The organism is Alteromonas sp. KUL42, assembly GCF_006538325.1.
Taxonomy (GTDB): Bacteria; Pseudomonadota; Gammaproteobacteria; order Enterobacterales; family Alteromonadaceae; genus Alteromonas.
This window is the reverse complement of sequence record NZ_BJKK01000004.1, coordinates 133,480-159,425: the sequence shown is the minus strand read 5'-3', so window position 1 is coordinate 159,425 and position 25,946 is coordinate 133,480. Positions and strand designations below refer to the sequence as shown.

General features: G+C 42.1%; 23 protein-coding genes and 1 pseudogene. 18 read left to right on the top strand and 6 right to left on the bottom strand.

All coding sequences use genetic code 11. From position 1 onward, the window contains the following. The first annotated feature begins 107 nt into the window (after positions 1 to 107). The 9 genes from EYR97_RS07885 (at position 108) to EYR97_RS07850 (ending at position 4,848) form a co-directional block, all read left to right on the top strand. Complete coding sequence (locus EYR97_RS07885; RefSeq protein ID WP_131093297.1) at positions 108 to 485, top strand: hypothetical protein; 378 nt, start codon at positions 108 to 110, stop codon at positions 483 to 485. 97 nt (positions 486 to 582) lie between these two features. Beyond that, entirely contained in the window at positions 583 to 945 is a 363-nt protein-coding gene (locus tag EYR97_RS07880) for a hypothetical protein (RefSeq protein WP_131093296.1), read from the top strand. A 33-nt stretch (positions 946 to 978) separates the two neighbouring features. Next, on the top strand, positions 979 to 1,467 hold the full coding sequence (locus tag EYR97_RS07875) for a hypothetical protein (RefSeq protein WP_131093295.1): 489 nt from the start codon (positions 979 to 981) through the stop codon (positions 1,465 to 1,467). Continuing rightward, the gene (locus EYR97_RS07870; protein WP_131093294.1) at positions 1,468 to 1,902 is read left to right on the top strand and encodes a GNAT family N-acetyltransferase; all 435 of its coding nucleotides are present in this window, start codon (positions 1,468 to 1,470) and stop codon (positions 1,900 to 1,902) included. 108 nt (positions 1,903 to 2,010) lie between these two features. Beyond that, positions 2,011 to 2,529 carry a hypothetical protein gene (locus EYR97_RS07865; protein ID WP_131093293.1) on the top strand — a complete coding sequence of 173 codons (519 nt, stop codon included), beginning with the start codon at positions 2,011 to 2,013 and terminating at the stop codon, positions 2,527 to 2,529. Positions 2,530 to 2,598: 69 nt separating this feature from the next. Beyond that, positions 2,599 to 2,724, top strand: coding sequence for a hypothetical protein (locus EYR97_RS22315; protein ID WP_258313209.1), 126 nt, complete (start codon positions 2,599 to 2,601; stop codon positions 2,722 to 2,724). Between the two features lie 208 nt (positions 2,725 to 2,932). Continuing rightward, on the top strand, positions 2,933 to 3,496 hold the full coding sequence (locus EYR97_RS07860; RefSeq protein ID WP_404840959.1) for an energy transducer TonB: 564 nt from the start codon (positions 2,933 to 2,935) through the stop codon (positions 3,494 to 3,496). Positions 3,497 to 3,515: 19 nt separating this feature from the next. Further along, positions 3,516 to 4,184 (top strand): RNA polymerase sigma factor, encoded by a 669-nt coding sequence (locus EYR97_RS07855; protein ID WP_242634951.1) that lies wholly within the window; start codon positions 3,516 to 3,518, stop codon positions 4,182 to 4,184. 1 nt (position 4,185) lies between these two features. Next, the gene (locus EYR97_RS07850; protein WP_131093291.1) at positions 4,186 to 4,848 is read left to right on the top strand and encodes a hypothetical protein; all 663 of its coding nucleotides are present in this window, start codon (positions 4,186 to 4,188) and stop codon (positions 4,846 to 4,848) included. 58 nt (positions 4,849 to 4,906) lie between these two features. Here the strand turns inward: EYR97_RS07850 and EYR97_RS07845 are convergent, their stop codons facing one another. The 4 genes from EYR97_RS07845 to cdd all read right to left on the bottom strand — a co-directional run bounded on the left by EYR97_RS07845 (position 4,907) and on the right by cdd (position 8,414). After that, complete coding sequence (locus tag EYR97_RS07845) at positions 4,907 to 5,452, bottom strand: hypothetical protein (protein WP_131093290.1); 546 nt, start codon at positions 5,450 to 5,452, stop codon at positions 4,907 to 4,909. Between the two features lie 151 nt (positions 5,453 to 5,603). Next, on the bottom strand, positions 5,604 to 6,638 hold the full coding sequence (locus tag EYR97_RS07840) for a beta-1,6-galactofuranosyltransferase (RefSeq protein ID WP_131093289.1): 1,035 nt from the start codon (positions 6,636 to 6,638) through the stop codon (positions 5,604 to 5,606). Between the two features lie 4 nt (positions 6,639 to 6,642). Next, complete coding sequence (gene glf / locus EYR97_RS07835) at positions 6,643 to 7,761, bottom strand: UDP-galactopyranose mutase (protein WP_131093288.1); 1,119 nt, start codon at positions 7,759 to 7,761, stop codon at positions 6,643 to 6,645. A gap of 203 nt (positions 7,762 to 7,964) precedes the next feature. Beyond that, positions 7,965 to 8,414: a cytidine deaminase gene (gene cdd, locus EYR97_RS07830; RefSeq protein WP_404840957.1), complete on the bottom strand. Its 450-nt coding sequence runs from the start codon at positions 8,412 to 8,414 to the stop codon at positions 7,965 to 7,967. A gap of 92 nt (positions 8,415 to 8,506) precedes the next feature. Here cdd and nlpI point away from each other — a divergent pair, with 92 nt between their 5' ends. Together nlpI and EYR97_RS07820 are read left to right on the top strand one after the other, a co-directional pair. Next, positions 8,507 to 9,409, top strand: a complete 903-nt coding sequence (nlpI, locus tag EYR97_RS07825) for a lipoprotein NlpI (protein WP_131093286.1) — start codon at positions 8,507 to 8,509, stop codon at positions 9,407 to 9,409. 12 nt (positions 9,410 to 9,421) lie between these two features. Next, positions 9,422 to 11,026 (top strand): sel1 repeat family protein, encoded by a 1,605-nt coding sequence (locus EYR97_RS07820; protein WP_131093285.1) that lies wholly within the window; start codon positions 9,422 to 9,424, stop codon positions 11,024 to 11,026. 83 nt (positions 11,027 to 11,109) lie between these two features. Here EYR97_RS07820 and cysZ read toward each other — a convergent pair. Then, positions 11,110 to 11,849: pseudogene (gene cysZ / locus EYR97_RS07815) on the bottom strand (sulfate transporter CysZ). A gap of 361 nt (positions 11,850 to 12,210) precedes the next feature. Here cysZ and EYR97_RS22680 point away from each other — a divergent pair. The 4 genes from EYR97_RS22680 to ligA all read left to right on the top strand — a co-directional run bounded on the left by EYR97_RS22680 (position 12,211) and on the right by ligA (position 19,399). Continuing rightward, positions 12,211 to 12,933, top strand: coding sequence for a chromosome segregation SMC family protein (locus EYR97_RS22680; RefSeq protein WP_404840956.1), 723 nt, complete (start codon positions 12,211 to 12,213; stop codon positions 12,931 to 12,933). A 49-nt stretch (positions 12,934 to 12,982) separates the two neighbouring features. After that, positions 12,983 to 15,712, top strand: a complete 2,730-nt coding sequence (locus EYR97_RS07810) for a chromosome segregation protein SMC (protein WP_404840955.1) — start codon at positions 12,983 to 12,985, stop codon at positions 15,710 to 15,712. 19 nt (positions 15,713 to 15,731) lie between these two features. Next, entirely contained in the window at positions 15,732 to 17,177 is a 1,446-nt protein-coding gene (gene zipA / locus EYR97_RS07805) for a cell division protein ZipA (RefSeq protein ID WP_131093284.1), read from the top strand. A gap of 185 nt (positions 17,178 to 17,362) precedes the next feature. Next, complete coding sequence (gene ligA, locus EYR97_RS07800) at positions 17,363 to 19,399, top strand: NAD-dependent DNA ligase LigA (protein ID WP_131093283.1); 2,037 nt, start codon at positions 17,363 to 17,365, stop codon at positions 19,397 to 19,399. A gap of 127 nt (positions 19,400 to 19,526) precedes the next feature. On the opposite strand, the gene EYR97_RS07795 is transcribed toward ligA, so the two are convergent. Beyond that, on the bottom strand, positions 19,527 to 20,060 hold the full coding sequence (locus EYR97_RS07795) for a DUF2062 domain-containing protein (protein WP_131093282.1): 534 nt from the start codon (positions 20,058 to 20,060) through the stop codon (positions 19,527 to 19,529). A gap of 103 nt (positions 20,061 to 20,163) precedes the next feature. On the opposite strand from EYR97_RS07795, the gene EYR97_RS07790 reads away from it, so the two are divergent. The 3 genes from EYR97_RS07790 to lpxK all read left to right on the top strand — a co-directional run bounded on the left by EYR97_RS07790 (position 20,164) and on the right by lpxK (position 25,939). Further along, a complete protein-coding gene (locus tag EYR97_RS07790) occupies positions 20,164 to 22,827 on the top strand; it encodes a DNA internalization-related competence protein ComEC/Rec2 (protein ID WP_165478005.1) in 2,664 nt (887 codons plus the stop codon). Between the two features lie 341 nt (positions 22,828 to 23,168). After that, positions 23,169 to 24,917 (top strand): lipid A export permease/ATP-binding protein MsbA, encoded by a 1,749-nt coding sequence (gene msbA / locus EYR97_RS07785; RefSeq protein WP_131093280.1) that lies wholly within the window; start codon positions 23,169 to 23,171, stop codon positions 24,915 to 24,917. Further along, complete coding sequence (lpxK, locus tag EYR97_RS07780; RefSeq protein WP_131093279.1) at positions 24,914 to 25,939, top strand: tetraacyldisaccharide 4'-kinase; 1,026 nt, start codon at positions 24,914 to 24,916, stop codon at positions 25,937 to 25,939. Before msbA ends, lpxK begins: the two co-directional genes overlap by 4 nt. The last annotated feature ends 7 nt before the right edge of the window (positions 25,940 to 25,946 follow it).

Genomic DNA, 25,946 nt, shown 5'->3' with positions numbered 1-25,946 from the left:
TAAGGGACTATATGGAAAACACATAATGAGATGATGTTGCCACAAGCGAATATTGGCTCACTTGGGGTAGTTTGCTTAGTCAAGCGTAAATCAAATAAAGAGAATATGTGATGATCAAATGGGAAGATTTAAATGTGTACCAAAAAACGGCATTTTGGCTTTTTATTGGTATTGTTGGGTGGTTTTCACCGGAAATAGCGTTGCTATTTCAGTTTGGGGGGATTGAAGTTGTATTTGCTTTTTTAGCTGTTTATACCATACCAATTATCAGACAAGTATGTACGGTTTTCGACAAGGCAAAATACAAAACTAAACAGGTAATAAGGTTGGCTTATTGCACTTATGAATCAAGTGCGTCAGCAAAACCAAGTGTCTTCTTTGTTCAGGCAACATTTTGTTCATTGGCGTTTTTTACCACCGGTTATATTGCGTTCTCCGCTTTTTTCTTAATGCCGAGTTTGGTGCTAAATGGAATGCTCATGTAGCTAATTCAACCAAATGCACGTTTATAATTTGCTATATGGTTCGATTAACCGTTAAGCTCTTATCAGTTGGAAGAGATAGAGTAATAAGGATAGTTTAATGAAAAATAGCATTATTCTCGCAATACTAGGTATAGCTATATTTGTAATTGGACTACTTGCCGGCGCTTCTTTGGGAATAGCTTCAGGTGCTAACTCTAATTCAACCGAGCTTTATAATAGTGCGCTTCAACTCTCTGCTACCTATCAGTTGATAGAAAACGGTGAAATCGGTAAAGCCAAGGAATTTATTTGTGATGCCGTTAAAGCGCGTATTCAGGTTTTGGATATTAGCCAGGTTCTTGTTAAGGAGCAACGTGCTGTGGAAATTGAAAACCTCAAACGAAACTTGGTTAACATCTTTGATGATTCGCATTTTAAGGCAGATGATTTGGAGAATTCCTGTCAGTTGGTTACCCGGTAGAAGATTTTACTTTTTTGAGTTAGAAATAATTAAATGAATAAAAAAATAGCGTCGTTTTTCATTATTTCATTGAGTATTTGCCATGTTGCGAACGCCAATGTTTCAGAGTCAGAGACACAAATTAGAGAGGTTGTCGAAAAATTCAGGGTGAGCATAATTAACAAAGATAAAGCGGTTTTTGAATCTTTGTTTTACAGCGAAAGCATTCCATTTATTGCTGTTTTTAGTGAAGAAATGTTAAAAGCTAAACGCGAAGAAAGAGCGGATTACCCAGCAACTGTCGACTTTGGAAAGTTCGGGCCACCGTCTAAAATGCTGTTAGGTAACGATGCTTTAGAAGAGAAAATTTGGAATGTTAATGTACAAACCGATGGTTATTTAGCAAGTGTACATTTTGATTACAGTGATCATGAAAACGGTAAAATGAGGGCAAAAGGCACAGAGTCTTGGAGCATGGTAAAGCATGGTGAAGACTGGAAAATCACCTCTATTTCATTCACTGTTACTCAGGTAAACCAATAAATGACTATTACAAAAGGCACATGTCAGCATTACCCAGTGCTAATCGAGATTTGGGAGGCTTCTGTACGCGCTACGCATCACTTTTTACCAGAAAAAAATATTCTAACGTTAAAGCCACTTATATTAGAACACTACTTTGATGCTGTTGAACTACGCTGTGCTTTTCTTGAAGATCAGCTTGTTGGTTTCATAGGTGTAGCAAACGAAAATATTGAAATGTTGTTCATTCACCCTAATTGGTTTAGACAAGGGATTGGTCAAGCGCTTATACAGTATGCATTAGATAATCTGTCGGCTTCAAAGGTTGATGTGAATGAACAGAACCCCAACGCAATTACTTTTTATGAGCGTCTTGGTTTTAAACGCGTAGGGCGTTCAGAGCGTGATGGTCAAGGGGAGCCTTTTCCTTTAATACATATGAGTCTTGATGTGTAGTATTTGATTCTTTTTCCATTTAAATCAAATCTTATAAATAAGATTGAAGCACAACCTAGCTAATGCATAATGGTTAGTAATTAATGTATTGATTTTCAGGGAATGATAATGGAAGCGCGTGTGAAGTGGTATAAAAATCCAGAGATGCTAGTTGCACTAAGTGCCTTATTTATTGGCTTAGTGACGGCAGTCATATCAATCTATTCTGCATACATCGACCGTGCTTATGCTAAAGCGTCAGTTTGGCCTCGTATTGAGATTTACAGAAGTTACGGCGAACAAAAGTTTAGTTACGGAGTCGCTAACAAGGGAACAGGGCCAGCAATATTTCATTACGCAAAAGTAAGCTATAACGACACCGTTATAAAAAGATGGTCAGAGCGAAAAGAGTTTCGACACATCGAACAATCCCATATCGGTAATATTACACTGCCCGCAGGGCAAAGTGTTTTGCCTGTGAACTACAAAGGCGAACATACTTCAGAGATCTTAGCCGCCGACCCCTACATGTATATTGAGTTGTGTTATTGCTCTATATATGACGATTGTTGGGTTGTTGATCGCAATAATAATCCCAAGTCTGTAGAAGCATGCTCAATTGACGAATCGCAAATGTTTTTACAGTAATTGGGTTAACCCAAGGCCGTATTAAAACATGCAAGGTATAGATAATTACGACGCGTTAAGGAAAAGAGAATGGACTTTTTACTCAATTTATTGATTTGGTTTGGCGTGGGTGTTTTCGTTATTTTTATCGTTGGGTTTATGGCTGCAGCGAAATTAAATAGTAAGCAAGATCAGAAAAACAAAAAGCCAGACTAAAAATTGGTATTACACTTTTAAATATTTTCACTTTTTTCACCCCTTTTCGATTTCTCCTGCGTTTAGTAGAAAAAACAGGAGAAATACCATGCACACTATCTCGCAATGTAGTTCTAACAATACCTTTGTTTTTCAGCGAATTGGGGGAGATACATTTAAGCGTGTATCCAATGCTGTTCTTCTGATTAGTGCGGGTGCATTTGTAACTATGTCGCTTTTTGTATTAATGGCTCAGCTCATCAAGCAAGATACTGTTACTTCAACAACACTGCCTACCGTGTTTATTGACCCTATAATATTTCAGCCCGAAGATGAAAAAACGATTACAAAAGAGAAGCTCAAGCCCATAGAACAGGTAATTAAAACGCCACCTGCAAAAGTAGATAAAATTGAGGTAGAACCCAACGATTCACAGACCAACTACACGTTTAATACGCACGTACCAAAGACAAAATTGAATATTGATATAAACATAAATTCAGCTCAGGGTAACATGCAAGCTACACCACAGTTTCGGGTTGACCCTACTTATCCTTCAGAGGCAAGTCGCGATGGCATTGAAGGATGGGTCAAACTGGGGTTTACTGTTACAGCGAGTGGCGCGGTAAGTGATATCACCGTACTTGATGCACAGCCGGCAAGAGTTTTTGATCGCGCAGCGCGCCGCGCACTTAAAAAATGGAAATACAAACCTCAGTTACTTGATGGCAAACCTGTTAGTCAAACCGGTATGGTTGTAGTATTGAATTTTAAGCTAGAGCAATCGAGCTAGAGCAATAAGGAATAGGCCTATGAGTATAGGCGCAAGCTTACAAGGTATGTTGCGGCGTTCGTTCTTCAGCAACGACAAGCATGACGCTAGTTCAACAATAAAAAGCTGTGAAAGTGGCGAACGCGCTAATAGCGGCACTGGTTTGAAGGGGCTAAGTGAGCGGTTGATGAGCCAGTACGCTGAAACTGGAAACCAACAAGCCTTGTCGTCGTTGTACGACTTGCACAGCAACAAGCTGTATTATTTTTTGTTATTGATGTCAGATGACCAAACTGCACAAGATATAACGCAGCGTACATGGATGACGGTTATTGAAAAGCGTAGTACGTTTGTAAATGACAATAACTTTCAGGCGTGGCTATTCACCATAGGGCGGCGAGCACTCATAGATGAGTTTAGACGAAATGCGAAAATTACCTATAGCTGTGAAGCAGTTGAAAATCACGTTGGAGATGCGCACAGTAGCAGTGTTAACCAGAGCACTCAATTGAGCCAGCACCTTGATAAAGATAAGTTTCAGCTAGCGATGCGCCAATTGCCATTTAAACAGCGAGAGACATTGTCACTGCAGCTCGAAGGCTTTTCACTAGAGCAGATTAGCGATATTTGTCATGTGCCGAAAGAAACGGTCAAAACCCGTTTGCGCTACGCCCGTGAGACTATAAAAACACTGATGGAGCGTAAGTAACATGTCTATGTCTGATAAAGAGCTACAGGAAGCCTATAGACGCAGTCAACAAGCGCATAATATTGACAGTGACGTCAAACAGCGTGTAATGCTTCACCACGGCCAACACACAGTTAAAATGTCGGGCTTTGGTCAGGTTTTTGTTCAACACTTCTCCCAAATTTTAGCTGCATTCAGTTCGTCGGGGTTTAAGTTGGGGGCCGTTGCATTTGCTCTATTGGTGACGTTTGGTATGTACAATGTTATTCGCTGGCAAGAAAACACGGCTCCCGCTTTGGCTACGAGTAATTTAGAAACAAATGTTAATGGTGCAGTAGTAGTCAACATTGTCGATTATCACGGCTTTGATGGTGAAGGTGAGTCATATCGAGACAATAATTACCGTACGCGTTTTAATGTCTACACACAAAACTATTACGCAAGCCAAGAACTGTCACAGGCGGTAAAGTTCCAACATGCGACACTATACGCCGACAATGGCAATTGGATGCTTGTTGATTGTGAACAGGCAAAACTTGTTGTGTCTCAAGCTTTGCTTGATTCCTTGAATACGCTAAATCGTATTCAAGGAGATATTAAGGTGGGAATGCAGGTGGCACTTGCTTTTGACGAGCAAGGTAAAATCTTGACTATCACCAGAGAGACCAAGCCATTGATGTGTTGATTAATGCGCTGATGTGCTTGAAATGTAATTGGATAGTCTTTCGCTTGGTTATTTTGAATTACATGTTACGTAATGATGATAGTTCGTTTTTATAGCCAGTGGCGTTGTAATTTGTCGAGTGAGTATTCATAAATCCATGCAAGTAGGGCACTTGTCTAATAGTGACGTTATCTCTATCTTTCAATGCCAACATGACTTCATCAACACAGAAATGCTGTTCTGACATTGGAAATATGAGATTAATAGGAAAGTGCGGTTGAATATGTAAAAAGTGCCGTATTTGTGAACTGTAATAACCACGCGCACTTACCACGCGTCCTAAATGTTGGCGGTCAGATATGTTCCATATTGCCGAGGCTCCAACACTAAAACCGATAAGGTTAATAGCAGTGGTTGCGTTTTGGACTCGTTCATACAAGTAGTCTGAATATTTAACAAGCGTGACTTGCTCAGAGAAATAAGAGTAAGCGGCTTGCTCATTTTGAAATTGCATGAATTCACCGTTGTAGGGGTCAACAATTTCCGTAGGCGTTGTAAATCTAGAGGTAAATTCTTCTAACGCCTCTGTTTTGCCAAAAATATCTGATACAACAATGTTCTGCATGGGGCTCTTCAAACAATATTATCGGGTAAGGATATTCTAAACGGGTAAGTCACATTTACGTTCACAGATAGTGATTAATAGAAGTATTAACGATGTACCATTTGAACGGTTATGACGAATTCAACTTCCCTAGAATTCGCCATATTGTCTGCTACTTCTCTGCCTTTGCCAAAGCGTCGGCAAGAAAGCCACCTTTCTCTAGTTTTGCTTTTAAGCGTCGTGCGTTGTCTTTCATGGTATTGAAGTCATGCTCGCTGAGTTCGGCGAGTTTATGAGGAAGCTCTTTAAGTGAAGAGAGTACGATCCCCACACCATTTGAGGCCACGAAATCCGCCATGGCGGCTTTATCCCAAATTATGATTGGCATTTCACAAAGTAGATAAAGTGACAGTTTGTGCGGGTTATTGTATTTAAGATATTGACCATTAGGGCAGTCACAAGAATCGAGGGAGTCTCCATACCACACAATACCGAAGTCACCATCGATGCGGTCGATAACTTCATCTGCGGGGAATTTTCCGATGTAGTTTAGCTTCGTGTCATCCGCGTTGTGTACTTTTTCAGGTTTAAACCCTACGCCGTATAGGTCGACGTGATAATTGCCTTTGTCTAATGTATCAAGATCATACAAAAACTGTTGCTTGCCGCCCATATTCCCTGCAAAGACTAAGCGAAGGTCTTGCATATCTACCGATTTTCTTTGTGCATCAAACTTAGGTTCATGCAAGTAATCAAAGGCTTCTAACGAAACCATATCAGCATTAATACCGTTTTCACTGAACCAACGCGCCATAGACGTATTATGAACAATAAGGGTTTCAGAGCGTGATAAGAGCGCAATCTCTGGTGTTGGATCTAAGTGTCGCTTTTTAAGTGAAGTTACGTCGTGCACTATGGTTACTAACTTACATTTTTTTAGACGAGCACCCCAAGCAGTGTAGCGATAAAACTTCTTAAAAGGATACTGCGTGCAAACCGTGCTGCCCTTTTTTAAACGTAGTAGGGCCCAGGTAACACCCAGTGCACTTAACGCTGTGCCAATAGGGCCGTTGGAAATCCATGTTTGTTTAAAGCCAATGTTTTTCCAACCGCTCTCTGCTAGAATAGTCTCGCAGTCCATTTTGGCTTTTCCGGCAGCGTCGAATTTAGACCGATAATTTCGCGCAATATAAACTTTTTCAGACATATTATTATTTTAATTCCTGTTTACATAACGTAAGTGCAGCTTCAATAGTGTCGTCCATGTCGTAGTACTTGTAATCGGCTAAGCGTCCGCCAAAGAGATACTTCTCCTTATTTTCCGGCTTATTTGCCAGTTCTTTGTACTGTGCCAATAAGCTATTGTTCACATCGTCATTTATAGGGTAGTAGGGTTCGTTGTCTTTGCTGAATTCGTGCGGATATTCTTTAGTTACGACGGTTTTCTCTTGCGTACCAAACTCAAAATGTTTGTGTTCAAGAATACGCGTGTAAGGTACATCCCGCTCTGTGTAATTAACTACTGCATTGCCTTGATAATTTTCTTCATCAAGTACTTCTGTTTCAAAATGTAGGCTTCGATATTCTAACTTGCCCAATTGAAACTCAAAGAACTCATCAATTTTGCCTGTGTACAACACCCGTTGTGCTAGCGCATCATAGATGTCTTTATCTTCGAAATAATTCACTCCCGTCTGTACTTCTATGCCTTCTAGCAGTGCATCGGTCAGTGCGTTATAGCCGCCAATAGGTATTCCTTGGTAAAGATCATTGAAGTAGTTATTGTCAAAGGTAAAGCGGAAGGGTAAACGCTTAATGATGAATGACGGGATCTGAGTGGCAGGGCGTCCCCACTGTTTTTCTGTGTAGCCTTTTATTAACGTCTCGTATAAGTCTTTACCACCTAGAAATAACGCTTGCTCTTCTAAGTTCTTGGGTTCGATATCCTTATATGGTGCACGCTGCTCTTCAATTTTGGCTTGTGCCTCTGATGGTGTTGTAACTCCCCATAACTGATAAAAGGTGTTCATGTTAAAAGGGAGGTTATATAACTTGCCGCGATAACGTGCGACCGGGGAATTAACATAATGGTTAAAATCAACAAACTGGTTCACATAATCCCACACCTCTTTATTGCTGGTGTGAAAAATATGTGCACCGTATTTGTGAACATTAATACCTTCGATATTCTCGCAATAGATGTTGCCACCTGTGTGGTGACGTTTATCAATAACCAACACCTTGTGGCCGGCTTTTGTGGCTTCGTGAGCAAATACAGCGCCGAATAATCCTGCGCCTACAATGAGATAGTCGTATTTTTTGTTATCCATGGTGTAACCTGTTTTTATGCAACTGAACACCTCTGGTCTCGCACAAGGCGTTGACCAGTTTATTTTTTACGTAATATCCGTATTACAGTGTTGTCAGTGTTAAGTACTAATAAATGCCGATTGTAGAAGAACTTTATTTCACCTAAAAGTTCAAATTGTATTTTTCTTATATTAGTTGGGTGATTGTTTTACGTATTGGGAGATTATTTATCAAGATCGTGTGCACGAAAGGCATTTGGTAATAACGTACCAATAGTGGTTTCGTGTGTCTCGCCGCTTTTACTGACCATGGTTACTGGCGTGTCGTCAGTGGCAAATTCCGCAATTTTTTGTCTACAACCACCACACGGAAAGCAAAAATCATCGTTAGGGCTTGCGATAACAATGTGGGAAATACGTTTGTGACCATGGGTCACCATATTCCCGATAGCAGTAGCTTCGGCACACTGACCGAGGGGAAAAGCGGCACTTTCTACATTGCAACCTGAAAAGATATCACCAGAAGGAGTAAGCAGTGCGGCACCTACCTTGAAATTAGAATACGGCGAATGAGAGTTTTTTTGCGCATCGAATGCAAGTTTTGACAGTTGTTCTAGGTTATTATTCTTCATAGCTACCTTTGTTTCCCGCCTAATACGCTTTACTTTTTTCATCAAATGCGAGAAGGTGACGGCAATCGCGCCGCAACAAGCGTATACTTTGTATTCAGGCGGTTTTTTCTTTGTTTATAGAATGCTTTTTTACCATGTGCAGAAACGTTAGTCTCATCTTTTTTTCTTTATTCGTTGCCATTTTAACCGGTTGTACTCAAACGCCGCCTATTTCAGAACGCCCTCAGATGGGCAATTTATTATTGGCTGAGCCTGCACCAATAAATCCCCGTTCTGAAATGGCCATAGCACGATACAATCAGGTGCTTAATAGCCCAGCGCTCTCCGATGAAGATAAAGCAGAGTTACACTTTCAGCGTGGTATGTTATACGACAGCGTGGGGTTAGCAGGCCTTGCACAATTTGATTATTCGCAGGCGTTAAATCTTAAGCCAGACTTAGCCGAAGCCTATAACTCTATTGGCATTCATTACATTCAGCAGAGTGACTTTATACAAGCCTATGATGCGTTTGACTCAACCCTTGAAATAAAGCCGGATTATGACTACGCGTTTTTGAATCGCGGTATCGCATTGTATTATGGTGGACGCGCTGAACTAGCAACGTCAGATTTAAATACCTTTTATCAAAAAGATGAGAGCGACCCTTTTAGAGCGCTATGGGCCTATTTTGCACATCATGACGTATCACAACAAGACGGTATGATTTACTTAGCTACAATACGCCCAACCTTAGATAGTAATCACTGGGCAACAAGTTTAGTCGACTTGTTTTTAGGCACTGTTAATGAAAATCAGGTACTTAACTCTTTATTAGAAGGGGTTCGAAGCCAGAAGGGGTTAACTGACCGTTTGTGTGAAGCATATTTTTACCTCGGTAAATATCATTCTCAAAATGGCAACAGTGGCATAGCATCAAATTACTTTAAATTGGCGCTAAGTACCAACGTGTTTGATTATGTCGAACATCGTTACGCAAGGCTTGAACTCAATCGCTTGCGCGATCAGGCAAGTAACTTTGTTGCTAGTGAAGAGTAATTAAATAGCGCTATGCGTGGTCTCATACTGGCAGTATTGGCACTACTCATTGTTGCCGGTGATAGCGGACGTTATGTTCCTCAACTGCTCAGAAATGCGTTGCACTCTGTTATTTGGGCTAGTCCATCAGAGAATGCTTCTGATAGTGAGACTAATTCAAATATACCTTCGTCAAATACAGCAAATGCCCGAGATACTTCTTACAATGAAGGGCTGAACAATGCCACTTTTGCTCTGCTATGGCATGCAGCTATACAAGGCAGTGAAGATGCACAAGCGCTATTACTTCAAGCTTTTGAAAGCGCTTTTCTGAAAAATTTCTCTTCTTCTGATGCAACCCAAGCTGACACACGTTATTGGCTTGAAAAGTTGGTTAAACTGGAAAATGCAGATGCAGCATGGCTGTTGTATCAAATGCAAGGCGAAGAGGGAACGTCAGAGCGCTTTATGTACCTTGCTGCTGTAGGCGGCGTTCCAGAAGCGCAATTTGCTTATGCTATGGCTACCGAATTACCTGAAACGCGAGAAAAGTGGTTAAACAAAGCAGCACAGCAGCAGTACGCGCCAGCACAGGCCGCGCTTGCCGACTGGTATTTGTTGCACGGAAAGCAACAACTCGCTAAACCACTGTTAGCTACAACAGCAACATTGGATATGCAAAGTGCCTTCAAATACGGTCGTTTGCTGTGGGATGAAGGTCAACACAACCAGGCCAAATCACATTTTGCTCATGCTGCTGAATTAGGCCATAAGCAAGCGAAGCGCGCTTTGGTTGCTATTAATAAATATACAGCACGTTCGCTAAAAAACGTTCCGCCCTATGACTGGGCGAAACATTCGATAAACGATAAAACTTGCCTACAGCGTATCCAGCCTTTTGCGACCAGTTTGGCCACAATTATCCATGCGGATACTATTTACCAGTCTTTTCTAGAAGATGAACGTCTTGAGGCATTGTCGCTATGCATTGCTCCGCCTATTTGGCTGGAAAACAAAGCCTTAACTTGTAATGCCGATTACAAGGGAAGAGGGGTTTTAGGGTGCGATGTAACGCCTCTTTCTAATATCGCTAAAACGCGCAAATTTAGTCACGCTGTGGTGATTGCAGAGCAAGGTAAAGCGAATGTGCAAAACGGTGTTATGTATTTGGATATTAGTGACGCATATTCCGTATTTGTGCACGAGTTAGCACATTTTGCAGGGTTTGCTGATGAGTACCCCATGAATAGAAGCATGGCGCGTCAGTTGTGCCAAGAAGATCAAATCGACAACTTTTCACCGCCGAACATCATTATCGACAGTGACTATTGGTATGCACCACATGAAACTGTGAATAATTGGCTGGATATCGATCCCGCCACCATCATTGCAAGGTCAAAAACCTGTGAGTTGGTTGGAAAGCGCAGTTATAAGCCGAGTCGTCGCATCACGTTTATGGAGCACCATGACAGCGGTGTTATTCCACCGCTATACTTAGTGCTGTGGCAACAGCAGTTAACCAAGCAAAATGCACAACGCCCAATTTCAATGAACTTCTTTCAGGCATTTCACAAAAGTGGCAATCAAAAAGAGGCTGCACATTGGCTAGCGCAGTACGAGGCCTATATCACAAAGTGATCGTACTTAGCGTACTTGTATTTAGAGTACTTAGTGGATTTATCTTTTACACAGTACGTTTTATGCAAAACCTCTTATGCTTCTTATACCTCTTTTAATGTGTGTTTTAGTTCATTCACCCACATAGACGTTGCACCGCAAATCGCCACAGGCATTACAATAAAGTTAACAATGGGAATAAGCGAAAAAACATTAACCATAATACCAAATGTCATCGCTTTACCTTTATGGGTTTCAAGGTGACGACGCATACGCGTGAAATCAACTTTATGATTGTCGTAAGGGTAATCACAGTACTGTATAGCCATCATCCAAGCGTTAAATAAAAACCACAACACTTGCCCTATTACTGGAAGTAAAAAAACAAAAGTAAGAAACCTATTGCGCGAGGTAAATACCACGCGAATTTCGTCAATTCACGTCCAATAGTGCGAGGTATATCTTTAATTAGTGCAAATACGCCTTCGTCACCTAAATCTTGGCCGGTTAAGTGCCGTTCTACTTTTTCTGCAAGTACGCCGTTAAATGGCGCTGCAATCCAGTTGGCCAAGGTACCAAAAATTAGGGCAAATATAAGTAGCACACTAATAACTGCTAAAGGCCACAAGAAAAAACTGACAGCCGTTTTAAACCAACCCAGCCATTCGGGCACTAAATCGATGACATAAGTGATACCCACTTCAATCTGACCAAATAAAAAGTAAAATGCAACGGCAAATAAAAGAAGGTTGATACATAGCGGAACAAAAACAAAGCGCTTTAAGCCTTTCGTTTTTATCAAAGAAAAACCTTCAAAAAAATAATGTACTCCACCAGAACCCATTGGTACTCCTTGCATGGTAAATCAATTTAACTACTTATATACGCCCATCGCTCTAGTCGTAAAAGTCAGTTATTCAATATTGTCTATTATGTTAATAGTCGCGTTTTTTATGTCTTTTCTATGCTATTTAAAAGCTTGTTGAACGGCCATTGTACGTTGGCTGTGTACGCTACCAAAATGGCAATTGTTACAAGCTGTTAGATTTGATAGAGTCGTTTCATAATAACAAAAAACGCATTCCCGTGATGGCATCTAATTCTAAACGGCATTATTTAATTGCTAATTTTTGTCGCGCTACCTTATTAGTGCGCGGCTTTGTCGTGGTCATTACTTCGCGTGCTACCTCAGGAGAGGTCAGCTTTTGAGACTAAAGAAAATTAAGCTAGCGGGTTTCAAGTCTTTTGTTGAACCTACCACAATTCCATTTCCTGGTGAAATGACTGCCATTGTGGGGCCTAATGGTTGCGGTAAGTCTAATGTTATCGATGCCGTTCGCTGGGTACTGGGTGAAAGCTCGGCGAAGAACCTTCGTGGTGATGCAATGACCGATGTTATTTTTAATGGTTCTTCATCGCGTAAACCCGTTGGCCAATGCAGTGTTGAACTGGTTTTTGACAATAGTGCTGGGCGTATTGTTGGCGAATATGCTAACTATAACGAATTGTCGGTGAAACGCCTTGTTACCCGAGATGCTCAGTCTCACTACTTTTTAAATGGTACTAAATGCCGTCGTCGTGATATTACGGATTTGTTTTTGGGAACGGGGTTGGGCCCTCGTTCATACGCTATTATCGAACAAGGCATGATTTCACGGCTTATTGAGTCGAAACCACAAGAGTTGCGTGTTTTTATTGAAGAAGCGGCGGGCATTTCTAAATATAAAGAGCGCCGCAGAGAAACCGAGAATCGCATCAAGCACACTCAGGATAATTTAGAGCGCTTAAACGATGTACGCGACGAACTCGGTAAACAAATTGAGAAACTACAACGGCAAGCTGCAGCTGCTACGCGTTATAAAACGTTGCGAGCTCATGCGCGAGAGCTCAAAAGTCAATTAGCGGCAATTCGGTTTTTTAAAAAATAGCGACCACATCGACACCCTTCAAAAGCAGCAACAGGTATTACAGCTTGAGATGGATGACTTAGTTGCCAGAATGCATGGTGACGAAGCAGGGCTAGAATCTTATAAAACGAAGCAAGTAGCTACAAAGCAATTAATTGACGACCTCCAACAACAAATTTTCACTACCAGCAATGCTATTACGCGCTTGGAACAAAATGCACTGCATGCCAAGCAGCGAAAAGCGCAGGTAGAATTAGAGTTGTCGCGTTTAAATGAACAACAGTCATTGCTTGATGACTCGATGCGTGAAGCAGAGGACGCTCTGACTACCTCGCAAGAGGCGCTTAAACGAATTGAGCCTGAAGCTGAGCTAAAAGAAGCGGAATTAGCTCATGCGAAAGAACGTTTTGAAGATGCAGAACAAGCTTTACGGGATTTTAATGCCCAAGCGCGGGAACAAGAACAAGCTTTCAATCGTTTGAAACAAAATATCCAGCAAAGCCATAGTCAAATCCAATCCACCATGAGTATGCAATTGCGTACCACCCAACGTATTAGTGAATTAAACGAAGAGCTAAAGGCCCTAGACGAAGAAGATTTTGCTGCTCAAATGGCTGTGGTTGGGGGGCAGTTGGAAGAAATAGATGAAATTATTGACACCCACAATGAAGCACTTTTACAGATACAAGAAAAAACAAACGCTTATCAGGATGAGGCAAAAGAGTTAGCGCAAACGCAGCGTCTTACTCTTGGAGAATTACAAACTGCACAGTCAACAAAAAGTGCGCTAGAAGCGCTTCAGTTTGATGCGTCTTCTAATGATGGCGAAACCATCGAAGGGCTAACGAAATTATGGCAAGGTTTAACTGCGCCTGTTGGCCTAGAAAAGTGCGTCGAAGCCGTGCTTGTGCATTTAAAACAGCCAGCGGTTAGTGATAGCCATAACATTACAGGGTTGCTTGCCAACGTCGAACAACTGCCCAATGGTGTAAAAGTGTTTTCCGATGAGGCATTTGTAACTCAGGCTAATGCTCACACACTGGCTCATGCATTACTGGCGTTTAATGACAAAGTGCCCGCTTTTTTCGGGGAAATTGCATTGTGCGATAGCGACGAAGCACTTCACTTACTTGTTCAAAACATTACGAATGACAATGGAAGTGAGCTCCCAATCGGTTGCAACAGTGCAATATCTCCCAGTGGACTTTGGGCAAGTGGCAGTTGGATAGTTAAAGCAGGTGAATCTAATGACGGAGTATTGCAGCGAGCGAATAAAATAGCGGCATTGACCGAACAATGTAATGCGCTAGATGAGAAAAGTCGGGAAATAGAAGAAGAAATACAGCGTGTTGAAGAGAAGCTTCAACAGAGTCAATTTGCGTTGCAACAAGCAAAAATAGCATTGCAAAATGATGAAAACAAAGCTGTACAGTGGCGTAGCCAGTTGTCACTGCTTACAATGCAGCAACAACAACAGGCAAAGCGCACAGAAAAGCTAGTTGAAGAACTAGAGAAGCAGCAGCACATCTTAAGTGAAGAAGAAGCACAGTTAGAAGCGTTATCCGAACAATTAGCTGTACAAGAAGCGCAAATAATGGAGCACGAAGTTCACATAGAGGAAGTTAATACGCAGCGTGAATTTAATGAGCGCAGTGTTACCGAACTACGTGCCTTGGTTGAATCGTTGACATCTCAAAACCATGAATTGGCATTAAAAAAACAGCAGCTTGAAAATCACCAGAATTTGTATTCACAGCAAATTACCCGCAATAAAGAACAGCAACATGATTTCGCTAACAACAAGTCGCGTTTGCAACAAGAATTAAATCAACTTACTGCACCGCAAGAGATGCAAGATGCTGAACTTCAAGCGTTACTTGAAACAAAAGCAACACAGGAACAACAGCGAACAGAACAACAAACTACGTTGGATGATGTCGAGCAGTGGATCCGTGAAGCAGAAAAAGGCCATCAGTCTCTCAATAAAGATATTCAAAGCCGTCAAACTCAAATTGATAAACTGAATATTGATATAGAAGGGTATCGCGTTCGCGCTAATACAATCTTAGAGCAGCTCGACGATACGCAAATGTCATTGAAGAGCATATTAGAAACGTTACCTGAACAGGCAGAAGAAAAGCAATGGCAGGATGATCTTGAAAAGACCCAAGCCAGCTTACAGCGTTTAGGTGCGGTGAACTTGGCTGCCGTTGAAGAATTTGAAACTCAATCAGAGCGAAAGTCACACCTAGATACACAGCATAATGATTTAACCGAAGCACTTGAGACATTGCAAAGTGCCATTCGAAAAATTGATAAAGAAACCCGAACCCGATTCTCTAGTACGTTCGAGCAAGTGAATGAAGATTTAAAAATGTTATTCCCAAAAGTGTTTGGTGGGGGCTCTGCTTACCTAGCATTGACGGATGATGACTTGCTTGAAACGGGTGTGACGATTATGGCGAGACCACCTGGTAAGAAAAATAGCACTATCCACCTTTTAAGCGGTGGAGAAAAAGCGCTAACCGCTTTATCATTAGTGTTTGCTATTTTTAGGTTAAATCCAGCACCGTTTTGTCTTTTAGATGAAGTTGATGCGCCATTAGATGACGCAAACGTGGGTCGTTTTTGTAACTTGGTTTCAGAAATGTCACAAACTGTGCAATTTATTTATATCACCCACAATAAGATAGCGATGGAAATGGCTAGTCACCTAACTGGCGTTACCATGGCAGAGCCAGGTGTATCTCGTATGGTTGCTGTGGACGTCGATGAGGCTGTTGCCTTCGCAGAAGCATAACAAAGGGCGAAAGAACTAAATGGAAGATGAATTACGTCTATTTTTACTCCTTGGCGGTACTGTGTTTATCATTGCTGTACTGTCACATGGAATTTGGAAAATTAGGAAAAACACAAAGCAAGACGAAAAACCGCGTATAACCCCAAGGCAGTGGAGCGAAGATACACTTGACGACGATGCGCTTGAGGAGGACTTGTCAAAAGATTCTCATGGCTTTGATGATTTAGGTATTGGCGCTGTACGGGTAGTAGAGACAGCAGACCGTGAAAACGAACAAGCTGACGAAAGCAAACCAGCCGGTAATTATGAAACAGCCGGTAATGTAGAACACACAAGCACAACTGGTTTACAACGCGATAATCAAGAGACATCAGAGGATTCACTTGATAATTCTAACAGTGGACAATCTACAATAACTGATAAAGATGACACTGAAGAAGGTAGTAAGCAAAAGACCAGCGAGCCGCCTCCACAGCCTAAGCCAAAACTATATGGCTCTGTTGTTTCTAATCCAAAGCCTCATATGGCAGGTAATGTGCGCGGTTCATTTGATTCGATTGGTGGTGCGACAAGTTCGGCTCAAGGCAATGTCGCGCAGTTTCCAGAGCCTCCCGGCTTTCTACTTAAAGAAGGTGCTTCTGAACAAATAGAAAGTGTAAAAATTGATGAAGGCTCAGGTACGAAGCGTGAACCTGTGTTTGATGAGACGGAAGATTCAAGTGTTAAACACGATGAAAAATTAGCTCAGGAAGTTTCAGACTTTAGTCTAGATGCTCCAAAGACACCACACGAACTAACGGGTGAGAACCAAGAGCAATCTGATCAGAACAAGCGTTTTTCTCGTCACAAACGAAGTCGAACACCTATTCGCAAGCGCGAAGAACCTAATTTTGGTGATGATCAAATGCGCATTGATTTCGATGAGAGTCATGGTGCTGGCAACTACACTGAAGAAGCATTTAGTGCTAACGATGATGCGCAAGCAGAAACTTCTTCAAGTTCTGCTTCGTCTTCATCACAAAAAGGAAGTGCTGAGCAAGAGGTATTGGTATTAAATGTGCGTGCGCCAGCGGACGAGCCCATATCAGGTGCAGCGTTACTGCCTATGCTATTGACGTTGGGCTTTAAGTTTGGCGATCAAGACATTTTCCATCGCCACGTTAATTCAAACGGTAAAGGCCCGGTGCTGTTTAGTTTAGCGAACATGTTTAAACCAGGTGTGTTTGATATCGACAACTTAGAGACGTTTGAAACACAAGGCGTATCGTTGTTTATGATTTTACCTATTGAGGGCGATCCTCATCAGGTATTTAATATGATGCATAACGCAGCGCGTAAAATTGCTGATGAATTTGGTGCACAAGTGCTCGATGGACGTCGTAGTGTACTAACAAAACAAGGGTTACAGCAATACGTAGAAAAGATCCGTGAATTTGAACGCAAGCGTATGATCCCACGAAATTAACAGTTGAGTTTTGCGCGGTGTTGTAGCATATGTCAGCAGTGCTAAGCATAACGACAGAAAAACAACTTACAACAAGGGCTTGGTGATATCCAAGTCCTTTTTATTTAATAGTCAAAATGTGCTCCTTTTTAAGTGAAGCCATTGAGATATCTTCTTTAATTTTATAATGGCGTGAAAGTAACTCCATGTCTGAAAATCTAGAAAAAGCGAAACAAGACGTAGCAGCTCTGCGTCGCACACTAAACGAGTATAACTATCAATACTATGTACTAGACGATCCTTCAGTGCCTGACGCGGTATATGACAGAGATATGCAAGCCTTGATAGCACTTGAGAAGCAATATCCAGAGCTGTATAGCGATAACTCACCCAGTCAGAAAGTGGGTGGGAAAGCCTTGGTAGCCTTTGAACAAGTGACGCACGATGTTCCAATGTTGTCGTTAGATAACGCCTTCGATGAGGCATCGCTATTGGCGTTTGAAAAGCGACTTAAAGACAGACTAAAAGACGGGGCGCCTCTGACATTTGCGTGTGAGCCCAAATTGGACGGGTTAGCTGTTAGTATTTTGTATGAAAACGGTGAGTTGGTGCGCGCTGCAACACGCGGTGACGGTCAAGTTGGTGAAAATATCACCGCAAATGTGCGTACCATTTCAAATGTGCCACTGGCGCTTAGGGGCGACAACTATCCGCAACGCGTGGAAGTACGCGGCGAAGTATTTATGCCTAGAGAGGGCTTTGAAAAGCTTAATACTGCTCAGCGAGAAAGTGGTGGTAAGGTATTCGCTAATCCCCGTAATGCCGCCGCTGGCAGTTTGCGTCAGCTTGACTCTAAGATTACCGCGAAACGACCACTGATGTTCTATGCGTATTCATTGGGCGTGGTGCAACCAGAGAGTTTCGTCTTGCCCACCACACACATAGAGCGTTTACGGTTACTCGGTGAATGGGGGCTGCCGCTTTGCCCTGAAATAGATACCGCAGAAGGTGGCGAAGGGTGTTTGACCTATTACAACCGCATTCTTAATGTACGTGACAACCTTCCATACGATATCGATGGCGTAGTATTTAAAGTTAATCAGGTCGAGTTACAACAGGCTTTGGGGTTCGTTGCCCGCGCACCGCGTTGGGCAATTGCTCAGAAATTTCCTGCTCAAGAAGAAGTCACTCAACTGTTGGACGTTGAATTTCAAGTAGGTCGTACCGGCGCAATTACGCCTGTAGCGCGTCTTGAGCCTGTTTTTGTAGGTGGCGTGACGGTATCTAATGCAACACTGCACAATCAAGATGAAATCACTCGCTTAGGGGTGAAAGTGGGTGACACAGTTGTTATCCGTCGAGCGGGTGACGTTATCCCGCAGGTGGTGTCGGTAGTCGAAGCGAATCGCAGTGGTAATGAGACTGACATTGTATTCCCAAGTCATTGCCCTGTGTGTGATTCTCACATAGAAAAACTGGAAGATGAAGCAGTTGCCCGTTGTACTGGTGGCCTTATTTGTGCTGCACAGCGCAAACAAGCGCTTAAGCACTTCGCATCACGTAAAGCCTTTGATATTGATGGGCTAGGGGATAAGCTAGTTGATCAACTTGTTGATGCTGATTTAGTGCATAGTCCAGCAGATTTCTTTACATTAAACATTGGCGACTTAGTTGGCCTTGAGCGTATGGCAGAAAAATCTGCCAGCAAGTTAGTAGATGCGCTAGAGAAAGCAAAAACGACGACGCTAGCAAAGTTTTTATATGCGCTAGGTATTCGCGAAGTCGGTGAAGCCACAGCAGCAAACCTTGCCTTACATTTTGAAACCCTAGAGGCAATACGCGAAGCTTCCGTTGAAACACTCATTGAAGTTCAAGACGTAGGAGAAGTGGTAGCTGCGCACATTGCTAATTTCTTTAGTGAAAGCCACAACACTGATGTTATTGATGCCTTATTGCGTGAGGGTATTAACTGGCCTGCTATTGAAAAGCGCGATTCAGAGGCGCTACCTCTTGACGGTAAAACCTGCGTTATTACAGGAACACTCAATGAAATGGGTCGCAATGATGCAAAGATGCGCTTACAAATGTTAGGTGCAAAGGTTGCGGGATCAGTGAGTAAGAACACCGATTTTCTGGTGGCCGGCGAAAAGGCGGGGTCTAAACTAACCAAAGCACAAGAGCTTGATGTTGCGGTGTGGGATGAAGCCGCTTTACTTGCGTTCTTATTAGAGCACGAGAAATAAACGAATTTAGCGCTGCCTAGCGCTAAATAATGAACGTGCCGTAACCAATTATTGGTGCGGAGCGTTTTTGCATAAAAGCTTTTTGACCTAAGCGCTTCACGTGTAAAAGAACCGCTTAGCGAAAGTGTTATTTTGCGGTAGTTCTATGGAGTCTCAACTCCTTTCTGCGTTGCCACGCTTTTTTGACTTGTAAGCGCCAAATCCAATTCAACGAAAAATAGCCCGCTAAGCCAAATACCACTGAACATATTCCACATCCAACCAAAAATGCTGGGCCTATGGTATTGATACTTTCAACTACCCACTGCCAGCTAAATTGAAATTCAAAATGTTCAGGTTTAGTCCCAAGTACAGTAGTACCTACCTTGTATGCTCCATAAAATATTGGCGGAATAGTAAATGGGTTCGTGATCCAAACCGTGGCAATTGAAAGCGGTAGGTTTACTCGACAGGGTATAGCAATACCCGCTGAAAGCCACATCTGAAAAGGAACGGGCCAAAATGCAAAGAACAAGCCTATACCAAATGCGCCCGCAGCTGAGCGACGATTGAGATGCCATAAATTAGGCTCGTGAAGAAGGGTACCAAAAATTTTAAGGGCTTTGTTCTGCTTAATACTTTGATGATCTGGCAAAAATCGTCGAATAAATTTTTTAGGCATAAATCTCGATGCATCTCGAAAAAAAAATCAAAAAAGACAAAGCCGTTTACCGTCAATGGATAACGAATTGCTGTCCTTACGCTGTCATAGATCTTGTAACAACATGACAAATCGTATCACAATTTGGTCGAGTTGTTTCTGTATTGGTGCGTTAAGTGCCGTATTTTGGTCTCAAATGCCAAGTATTCCCAGTCTTTACGTATTGCTGTCAATTGAGATAGTTACCGGTGGCATTATTGCACTACATTCCCTTAACAACCTACAGGAACCTTCACGAAATGTCGCGGAGCCGTACCCTGATATAACAGTAAATTGCGGCGTAGCAGTAAATGGCGTTGTTGCGGGTATACTATGGCTGGCGAGTGTAGGGCATTTTTACTATGCTTGGCAACTGCCAGAAAATAAAATTCAACAAGATGTCATAATTTCTGCGCAAGTACTAAGCGGCGGTTGTGTTTCAGCAGCGCAAAATGGTTCAAAAGTGCAGGAACAGGGCGTACCACCAATTTATCGATATGTGGTAAAGGTGTCACGTATCGATAATGTAAAAGCCCGTGATCTAGTTTTTGAGCACCCACTTCCATCGTTCGTCGACTTCTCAAGTAGTTTTACGGTACAACTTTCCCATATGCCCACTGGCTATAGCGCCAAGAAAGAACCCACTGGACCGCATTTAATTTCAGACACTTCCGCAATATTAACGTGCTTACATAACGGTGACTCTTTCCAAGCAGTAGTCAAAATGAAGCCCGCTTATGGCGTTATTAACCCGACAGGGTTTAACCGACAGCAGTACCTTGCTAGTAAGGCCATTCATGCAACAGGCTATATAAAACATGTGATGGTTGACAAAATTATCCATCAACACACGCCCCGATACGTTTTCTCCCAACAATTGTTGCAAGTAGGGCTACAAAATAACCGTTGGTGGAGTGCTTTGTTATTGGGTGATAGATCGCGTTTAACACCTGATGATTGGGCATTGTTACAACAAACTGGTACAGGGCACCTATTCAGCATCTCAGGTATGCATCTTAGCATTGTGGCAGGCATAACCTTCTTGGTGTTGGGAGCCGTTATATTTCTGGTCAGTGCGCTTTTTGGCGCTTTTCAACACAATTGGCCGCATAGGGTAATGCTTGAGGTAAGCTCTTCAAATTATAAACTAGTTAGCGGAATAAGATTTTGCAGTGCTGCGCCTATTCGATTTAGTATTTTTAGTGGTGTACTGTTGGTTTCGGCTTTGTACACCATGCTAAGTGGTATGGCGTTGCCTGTATTACGTGCTTTTGTTTTATTGTGTATTGCCTTTATTTTTTCTATATCAAGTAGCGTTGCTCGCCCCATTCATATCGCTATCTTAATGCTGATGGTGTCGCTGTGCTTGTTTCCTCTAGGAATATTGAGTGCAAGTTTCTATTTGAGTATTGGTGCTGTTTTAGTTATTTGGTTTAGTGTCAATCGATTTCAATTAAATAATAAGTCATGGTGGCGCACAGCGTTTCAACTTCAATGCATACTTTGTGTTGCTACCTTACCACTTACTATGTTGTGGTTTGAACATATAAGTGTCATAAGCTTAGTAGCGAATATTGTCGCGGTCCCCTTTATCTCTCTCATTTTGCCAATTAGCCTTATTGCACTATTGATCTTGGTTCAATTTCCGCCGTCTTCATGGATGAATAGTATTGCACATACCATATTAGAATTTTGTGATGCGTCATTAACGTGGCTGATTGAACTCTTGAACGGTTTGGTTTTACACGCGGCCAGATATTATGTTGCAAGTGTCAGTCAACCAGTTGATACCTCCTTAGTAGTGTATTTATTTCTCGCTATATTTTTAGTTTTTCTTCCGACGTGGCGCTTTAAATCAACTTGCGTTGTTTTATTGATATTGCCTTTTTTCAGTTCATTTATTCCCTCAAATGACACATATTGGCATATTCATATTTTAGATGCAGGGCAAGCAAGTGCAGCGATAATAACAAAAGGCAGTAATGCCATAGTTATTGATTCAGGTGCGCGGTTTAATGATGTCGCACGCACTGCAGAAAGTGACATTTTATCTCTGTTAAAGAAACACAATGTTAGCCGTGTAGATATTGTAATCCATACCCATGGCGATAACGATCATGCAGGGGGTAAAACCGCGCTCAAACAATTTAAAGTATCTCAAAATGCAGTATTTTTATCTCCTGTACAAGGATGTGAACGTGGCAAGATGTTGGTGTGGGAAGGCTTAGAGCTTGCGTTTTTTTGGCCCCTCGCAGGAAACCGGGAAGACTCAAACGCGCAGTCTTGCGTGGTAAAAATAACCGATGGAACCACGTCAATTCTATTTTCAGGTGATATAGAAAAAGAAAGTGAGTACACATTGTTATACGCACAGCAAGACGACCCATTTACGTCATTGCAATCCAGTATACTTGTAGCACCTCATCACGGTAGTAAAACCTCTTCAACCGAGGCGTTTATCAAGGCGGTAAACCCTGATTCAGTTATCTATTCTCAAGGCTTTGCCAATCGCTGGTCGTTTCCATCAAAGTCAGTTTTTGATCGTTATAAAGCACTTGGAATAAAACAGTACCTCACCAGTTATCATGGCTACGTTAATGTGGCAATTGATACATCGCATTCTTGTAATGAAGTAGGTCGAATGAGTGACATTGAAAATCAATGCAGTAATGCTTTCCAGATTTCTACTTCACGATTACATCACAAACGAAGGTGGTATTTACCGAGTTATTGGCCAGGCCATCTTTAAAGTGGGGGCTGCGGCTTATTGATCTTTACATCGCGATTAAGTAGCGAGGCGTTTTCCGTTTGGACAGAGGTGAAAGCACTTAACGCAGACATTGATATGTTGTGTGTACAGATTAGAAATAAACGATGAAACATTGAGCATTTTTTCACTATATTAGTGAAATACATTAATTACGAGTACACTATTGGAAACAGTCGTTTCGCTCATCAATAGCCTTGTGTAAGGTGTTTCAATATAGAGTTGGTAAACGAGTATCGCGCTCACTCAAGTCATTATAAGTAAAAGCGAGCAATACCGCTTAATGACATAGCGCAATAGTACTAAACAGGTTAGAAAACTACATGCAGCAACCCGAAAATTCGGACTTCCAAATTAAGCGTTTTCTTGAATATTTGAAAGCGTATAAAATGCCGTTCGTCTTTGCCATTATTGGAATGATTGGCTACTCCGCCGTAGACACTTTCGTGTTTGCCCAGTTACAACCCATGATTGATGAATCACTAGGGAAAAATGATCACGATTATTTGCGCTTGGCCGCTTATGCCATAGTGCCGCTATTTTTGTTACGTGGTTTTTTTAATTTTTTAGGTAGTTACACACTAAGTTGGATTGGTGCTCAAGTGGTTATGCGGATGCGTCAGCAACTATTCGACAAATATATTCACTTACCAGTTCAGTTTCACGACAATCATGCAGTTGGTGGCTTAATTAGTAAAGTTACCTACGATACTGAGCAAGTTGCCAATGCTTCGGGCAAAGCACTCCTAACACTGGTACGAGAAGGCGCATTAGTTATTGGATTATTGTGTGTCATGTTCTATTACTCGTGGCAATTGTCACTCATTTTCTTACTGATAGGGCCTTTAGTGGCGATAATCGTGTCTTTTGTGAGCAAGCGCTTTCGGGTTGTTAGCAAAAATATTCAGCAATCTATGGGCAACTTGACGTCGTCGGTAGAGCAGGCGGTTAAAGGGCACAAAGTAGTGATCATGTTTGGTGGGCAAGAGATTGAGCGCGAGCGTTTCAATCAGAAGAATAACCACAATAGACAGCAAACCATGAAACTCAATGTCACCCAAATATTGAGCGTGTCTTCCATACAGGTTATTGCGTCTATTGCACTTGCTGTTGTGTTGTTCATAGCTAGCACACCCGGAATGCTAGAAAAGCTCACCGCTGGGGTATTTATCAACGTGGTATTTTGTATGGTAATGCTGTTAAAGCCACTGAAGCAGTTGACCACCATAAATAATCAGTTCCAGCGCGGTATGGCAGCGTGTGCGAGTATTTTTGAAATACTTGATGAGCAAGATGAAGCGGATAACGGCAAAATTAACATAGAGCGTGCTAAAGGCAAGATTGTCTTTGATGACGTGACGTTCGCATATCCCGGTAAAGAGCGTCCTGCGTTAACGAATGTTTCCTTTACTGCGTATCCTGGACAGTCAATTGCACTAGTTGGGCGTTCTGGCAGTGGTAAGTCCACAATATCTTCGTTGTTAACCCGTTTTTATACACCACAGCAGGGTGAAATAAGACTAGACGACAACCCGCTAACCGATATCGACTTAAAGTCCCTACGTGCGCAGTTTGCGGTAGTGTCACAAAATGTCACACTGTTTAACGACACCATCGCCAACAATATTGCCTATGGTGCGAAGCAAAACGTATCGCGAGAAGAAATTGTGAATGCCGCTAAGATGGCCCACGTGGAAGAATTTTTAGCGAATTTACCTGAAGGGCTTGATACGATTATTGGCGAGAATGGATTAATGCTTTCCGGAGGGCAAAGACAGCGTATTGCCATCGCGCGAGCCATTCTTGCACAAGCGCCTATACTTATTCTCGACGAGGCGACGTCAGCCTTGGACACAGAATCAGAGCGTTTAATTCAAGATGCGTTGGAAACGTTACAGAAACGCTGTACGAGTATTGTTGTTGCCCATAGGTTGTCTACTATTGAGAATGCAGATTGTATTATGGTGGTAGAGCAAGGGCATATTATTGAACAAGGGAAGCATGACGAACTACTATCGAAAAAAGGCCACTATGCACAACTTCACGCCCTACAATTTGGTGAAAGTAAGTGAGTCAAAAAGCAAAACCGACAATACATGATAGTTGGTATAAAGGGCATCCATTGGTTTGGTTTCTGTCGCCGTTTTCGCTGTTGTTTTTTGTTGTATCCGCATTGCGCAGGCTGTTTTTCAAAATAGGTCTTAAACGCGTTCATAGCGTCAATGTTCCTGTTATTGTCGTCGGGAATATTACCGTTGGTGGTAATGGTAAAACACCTGTAGTGTTAGCATTGGCAGAGTACTACAGTCGCCTTGGCGTGAAAGTAGGTATCTTAAGTCGTGGATATGGAGGTAACGCGTCTATTTATCCACGCGTGGTAAGTGCTACTGACAATGCTGAAGAAGTAGGAGATGAGCCTTTACTGTTGGCCACGCGAAGCAAATGTAGTGTGGTGATCGACCCCATACGCGCTCGTGGTGCTTCCTATTTGGCTGAAACGCTACAGTGTGAACTCATTATTTGTGATGACGGCTTACAACACTACGCATTGCATCGCGATGTTGAAGTTGTTGTGATGGATAATCGAAAGGTTGGCAGTGGCTTTCTTCTGCCTATGGGGCCGCTACGAGAGGGCATGTGGCGTTTATCCCATGTAGACGCCATCATACACAACAGTGATACTATGCCGACCTTTGACAATGCAGTGGCACCTCAGTTTTTAATGTCTCTGGCTGCGAGTGAGTTTGTATCGTTAGTCGACTCGAGTAGAACCGCATCTGTTGAAAGCATTAATGAACAACCATGTAAGGCATTGGCGGGCATAGGTTCACCACAGCGTTTCTTTAATCAATTGACCAAAATGGGCATAACTTTAAATGACGAGGTGGCATTGCCAGATCATCACGCGTTTAGCGAGAAGGATATACCATCTGGTAGAGTATTGATGACTGAAAAGGATGCAGTAAAGGCAAGAAAACTTGCTCATGAAGATTGTTGGTATTTGCCCGTTTCAGCAACTATTTCATCAGATTTCTACAACTTAATTAATGCTAAACTGGTAAAGCGTGGTTTGGCGATAGAACAAGACCAATAGGATTTTA

Excerpts from the sequence above, each read along its gene's own strand:
- EYR97_RS07880 (WP_131093296.1), top strand. The coding sequence starts at position 583 with ATGAAAAATAGCATTATTCTCGCAATACTAGGTATAGCTATATTTGTA.
- EYR97_RS07875 (WP_131093295.1), top strand. The coding sequence starts at position 979 with ATGAATAAAAAAATAGCGTCGTTTTTCATTATTTCATTGAGTATTTGC.
- nlpI (WP_131093286.1), top strand. The coding sequence starts at position 8,507 with ATGTGCAGAAACGTTAGTCTCATCTTTTTTTCTTTATTCGTTGCCATT.
- EYR97_RS07845 (WP_131093290.1), bottom strand. The coding sequence starts at position 5,452 with ATGCAGAACATTGTTGTATCAGATATTTTTGGCAAAACAGAGGCGTTA.
- glf (WP_131093288.1), bottom strand. The coding sequence starts at position 7,761 with ATGGATAACAAAAAATACGACTATCTCATTGTAGGCGCAGGATTATTC.
- cdd (WP_404840957.1), bottom strand. The coding sequence starts at position 8,414 with ATGAAAAAAGTAAAGCGTATTAGGCGGGAAACAAAGGTAGCTATGAAG.
- EYR97_RS07810 (WP_404840955.1), top strand. The coding sequence starts at position 12,983 with ATGGATGACTTAGTTGCCAGAATGCATGGTGACGAAGCAGGGCTAGAA.
- EYR97_RS07820 (WP_131093285.1), top strand. The coding sequence starts at position 9,422 with ATGCGTGGTCTCATACTGGCAGTATTGGCACTACTCATTGTTGCCGGT.
- EYR97_RS07865 (WP_131093293.1), top strand. The coding sequence starts at position 2,011 with ATGGAAGCGCGTGTGAAGTGGTATAAAAATCCAGAGATGCTAGTTGCA.
- EYR97_RS07790 (WP_165478005.1), top strand. The coding sequence starts at position 20,164 with ATGACAAATCGTATCACAATTTGGTCGAGTTGTTTCTGTATTGGTGCG.
- msbA (WP_131093280.1), top strand. The coding sequence starts at position 23,169 with ATGCAGCAACCCGAAAATTCGGACTTCCAAATTAAGCGTTTTCTTGAA.
- ligA (WP_131093283.1), top strand. The coding sequence starts at position 17,363 with ATGTCTGAAAATCTAGAAAAAGCGAAACAAGACGTAGCAGCTCTGCGT.
- EYR97_RS07860 (WP_404840959.1), top strand. The coding sequence starts at position 2,933 with ATGTCGCTTTTTGTATTAATGGCTCAGCTCATCAAGCAAGATACTGTT.
- EYR97_RS07855 (WP_242634951.1), top strand. The coding sequence starts at position 3,516 with ATGAGTATAGGCGCAAGCTTACAAGGTATGTTGCGGCGTTCGTTCTTC.
- zipA (WP_131093284.1), top strand. The coding sequence starts at position 15,732 with ATGGAAGATGAATTACGTCTATTTTTACTCCTTGGCGGTACTGTGTTT.
- EYR97_RS07850 (WP_131093291.1), top strand. The coding sequence starts at position 4,186 with ATGTCTATGTCTGATAAAGAGCTACAGGAAGCCTATAGACGCAGTCAA.
- EYR97_RS07795 (WP_131093282.1), bottom strand. The coding sequence starts at position 20,060 with ATGCCTAAAAAATTTATTCGACGATTTTTGCCAGATCATCAAAGTATT.
- EYR97_RS22315 (WP_258313209.1), top strand. The coding sequence starts at position 2,599 with ATGGACTTTTTACTCAATTTATTGATTTGGTTTGGCGTGGGTGTTTTC.
- EYR97_RS07840 (WP_131093289.1), bottom strand. The coding sequence starts at position 6,638 with ATGTCTGAAAAAGTTTATATTGCGCGAAATTATCGGTCTAAATTCGAC.
- EYR97_RS07870 (WP_131093294.1), top strand. The coding sequence starts at position 1,468 with ATGACTATTACAAAAGGCACATGTCAGCATTACCCAGTGCTAATCGAG.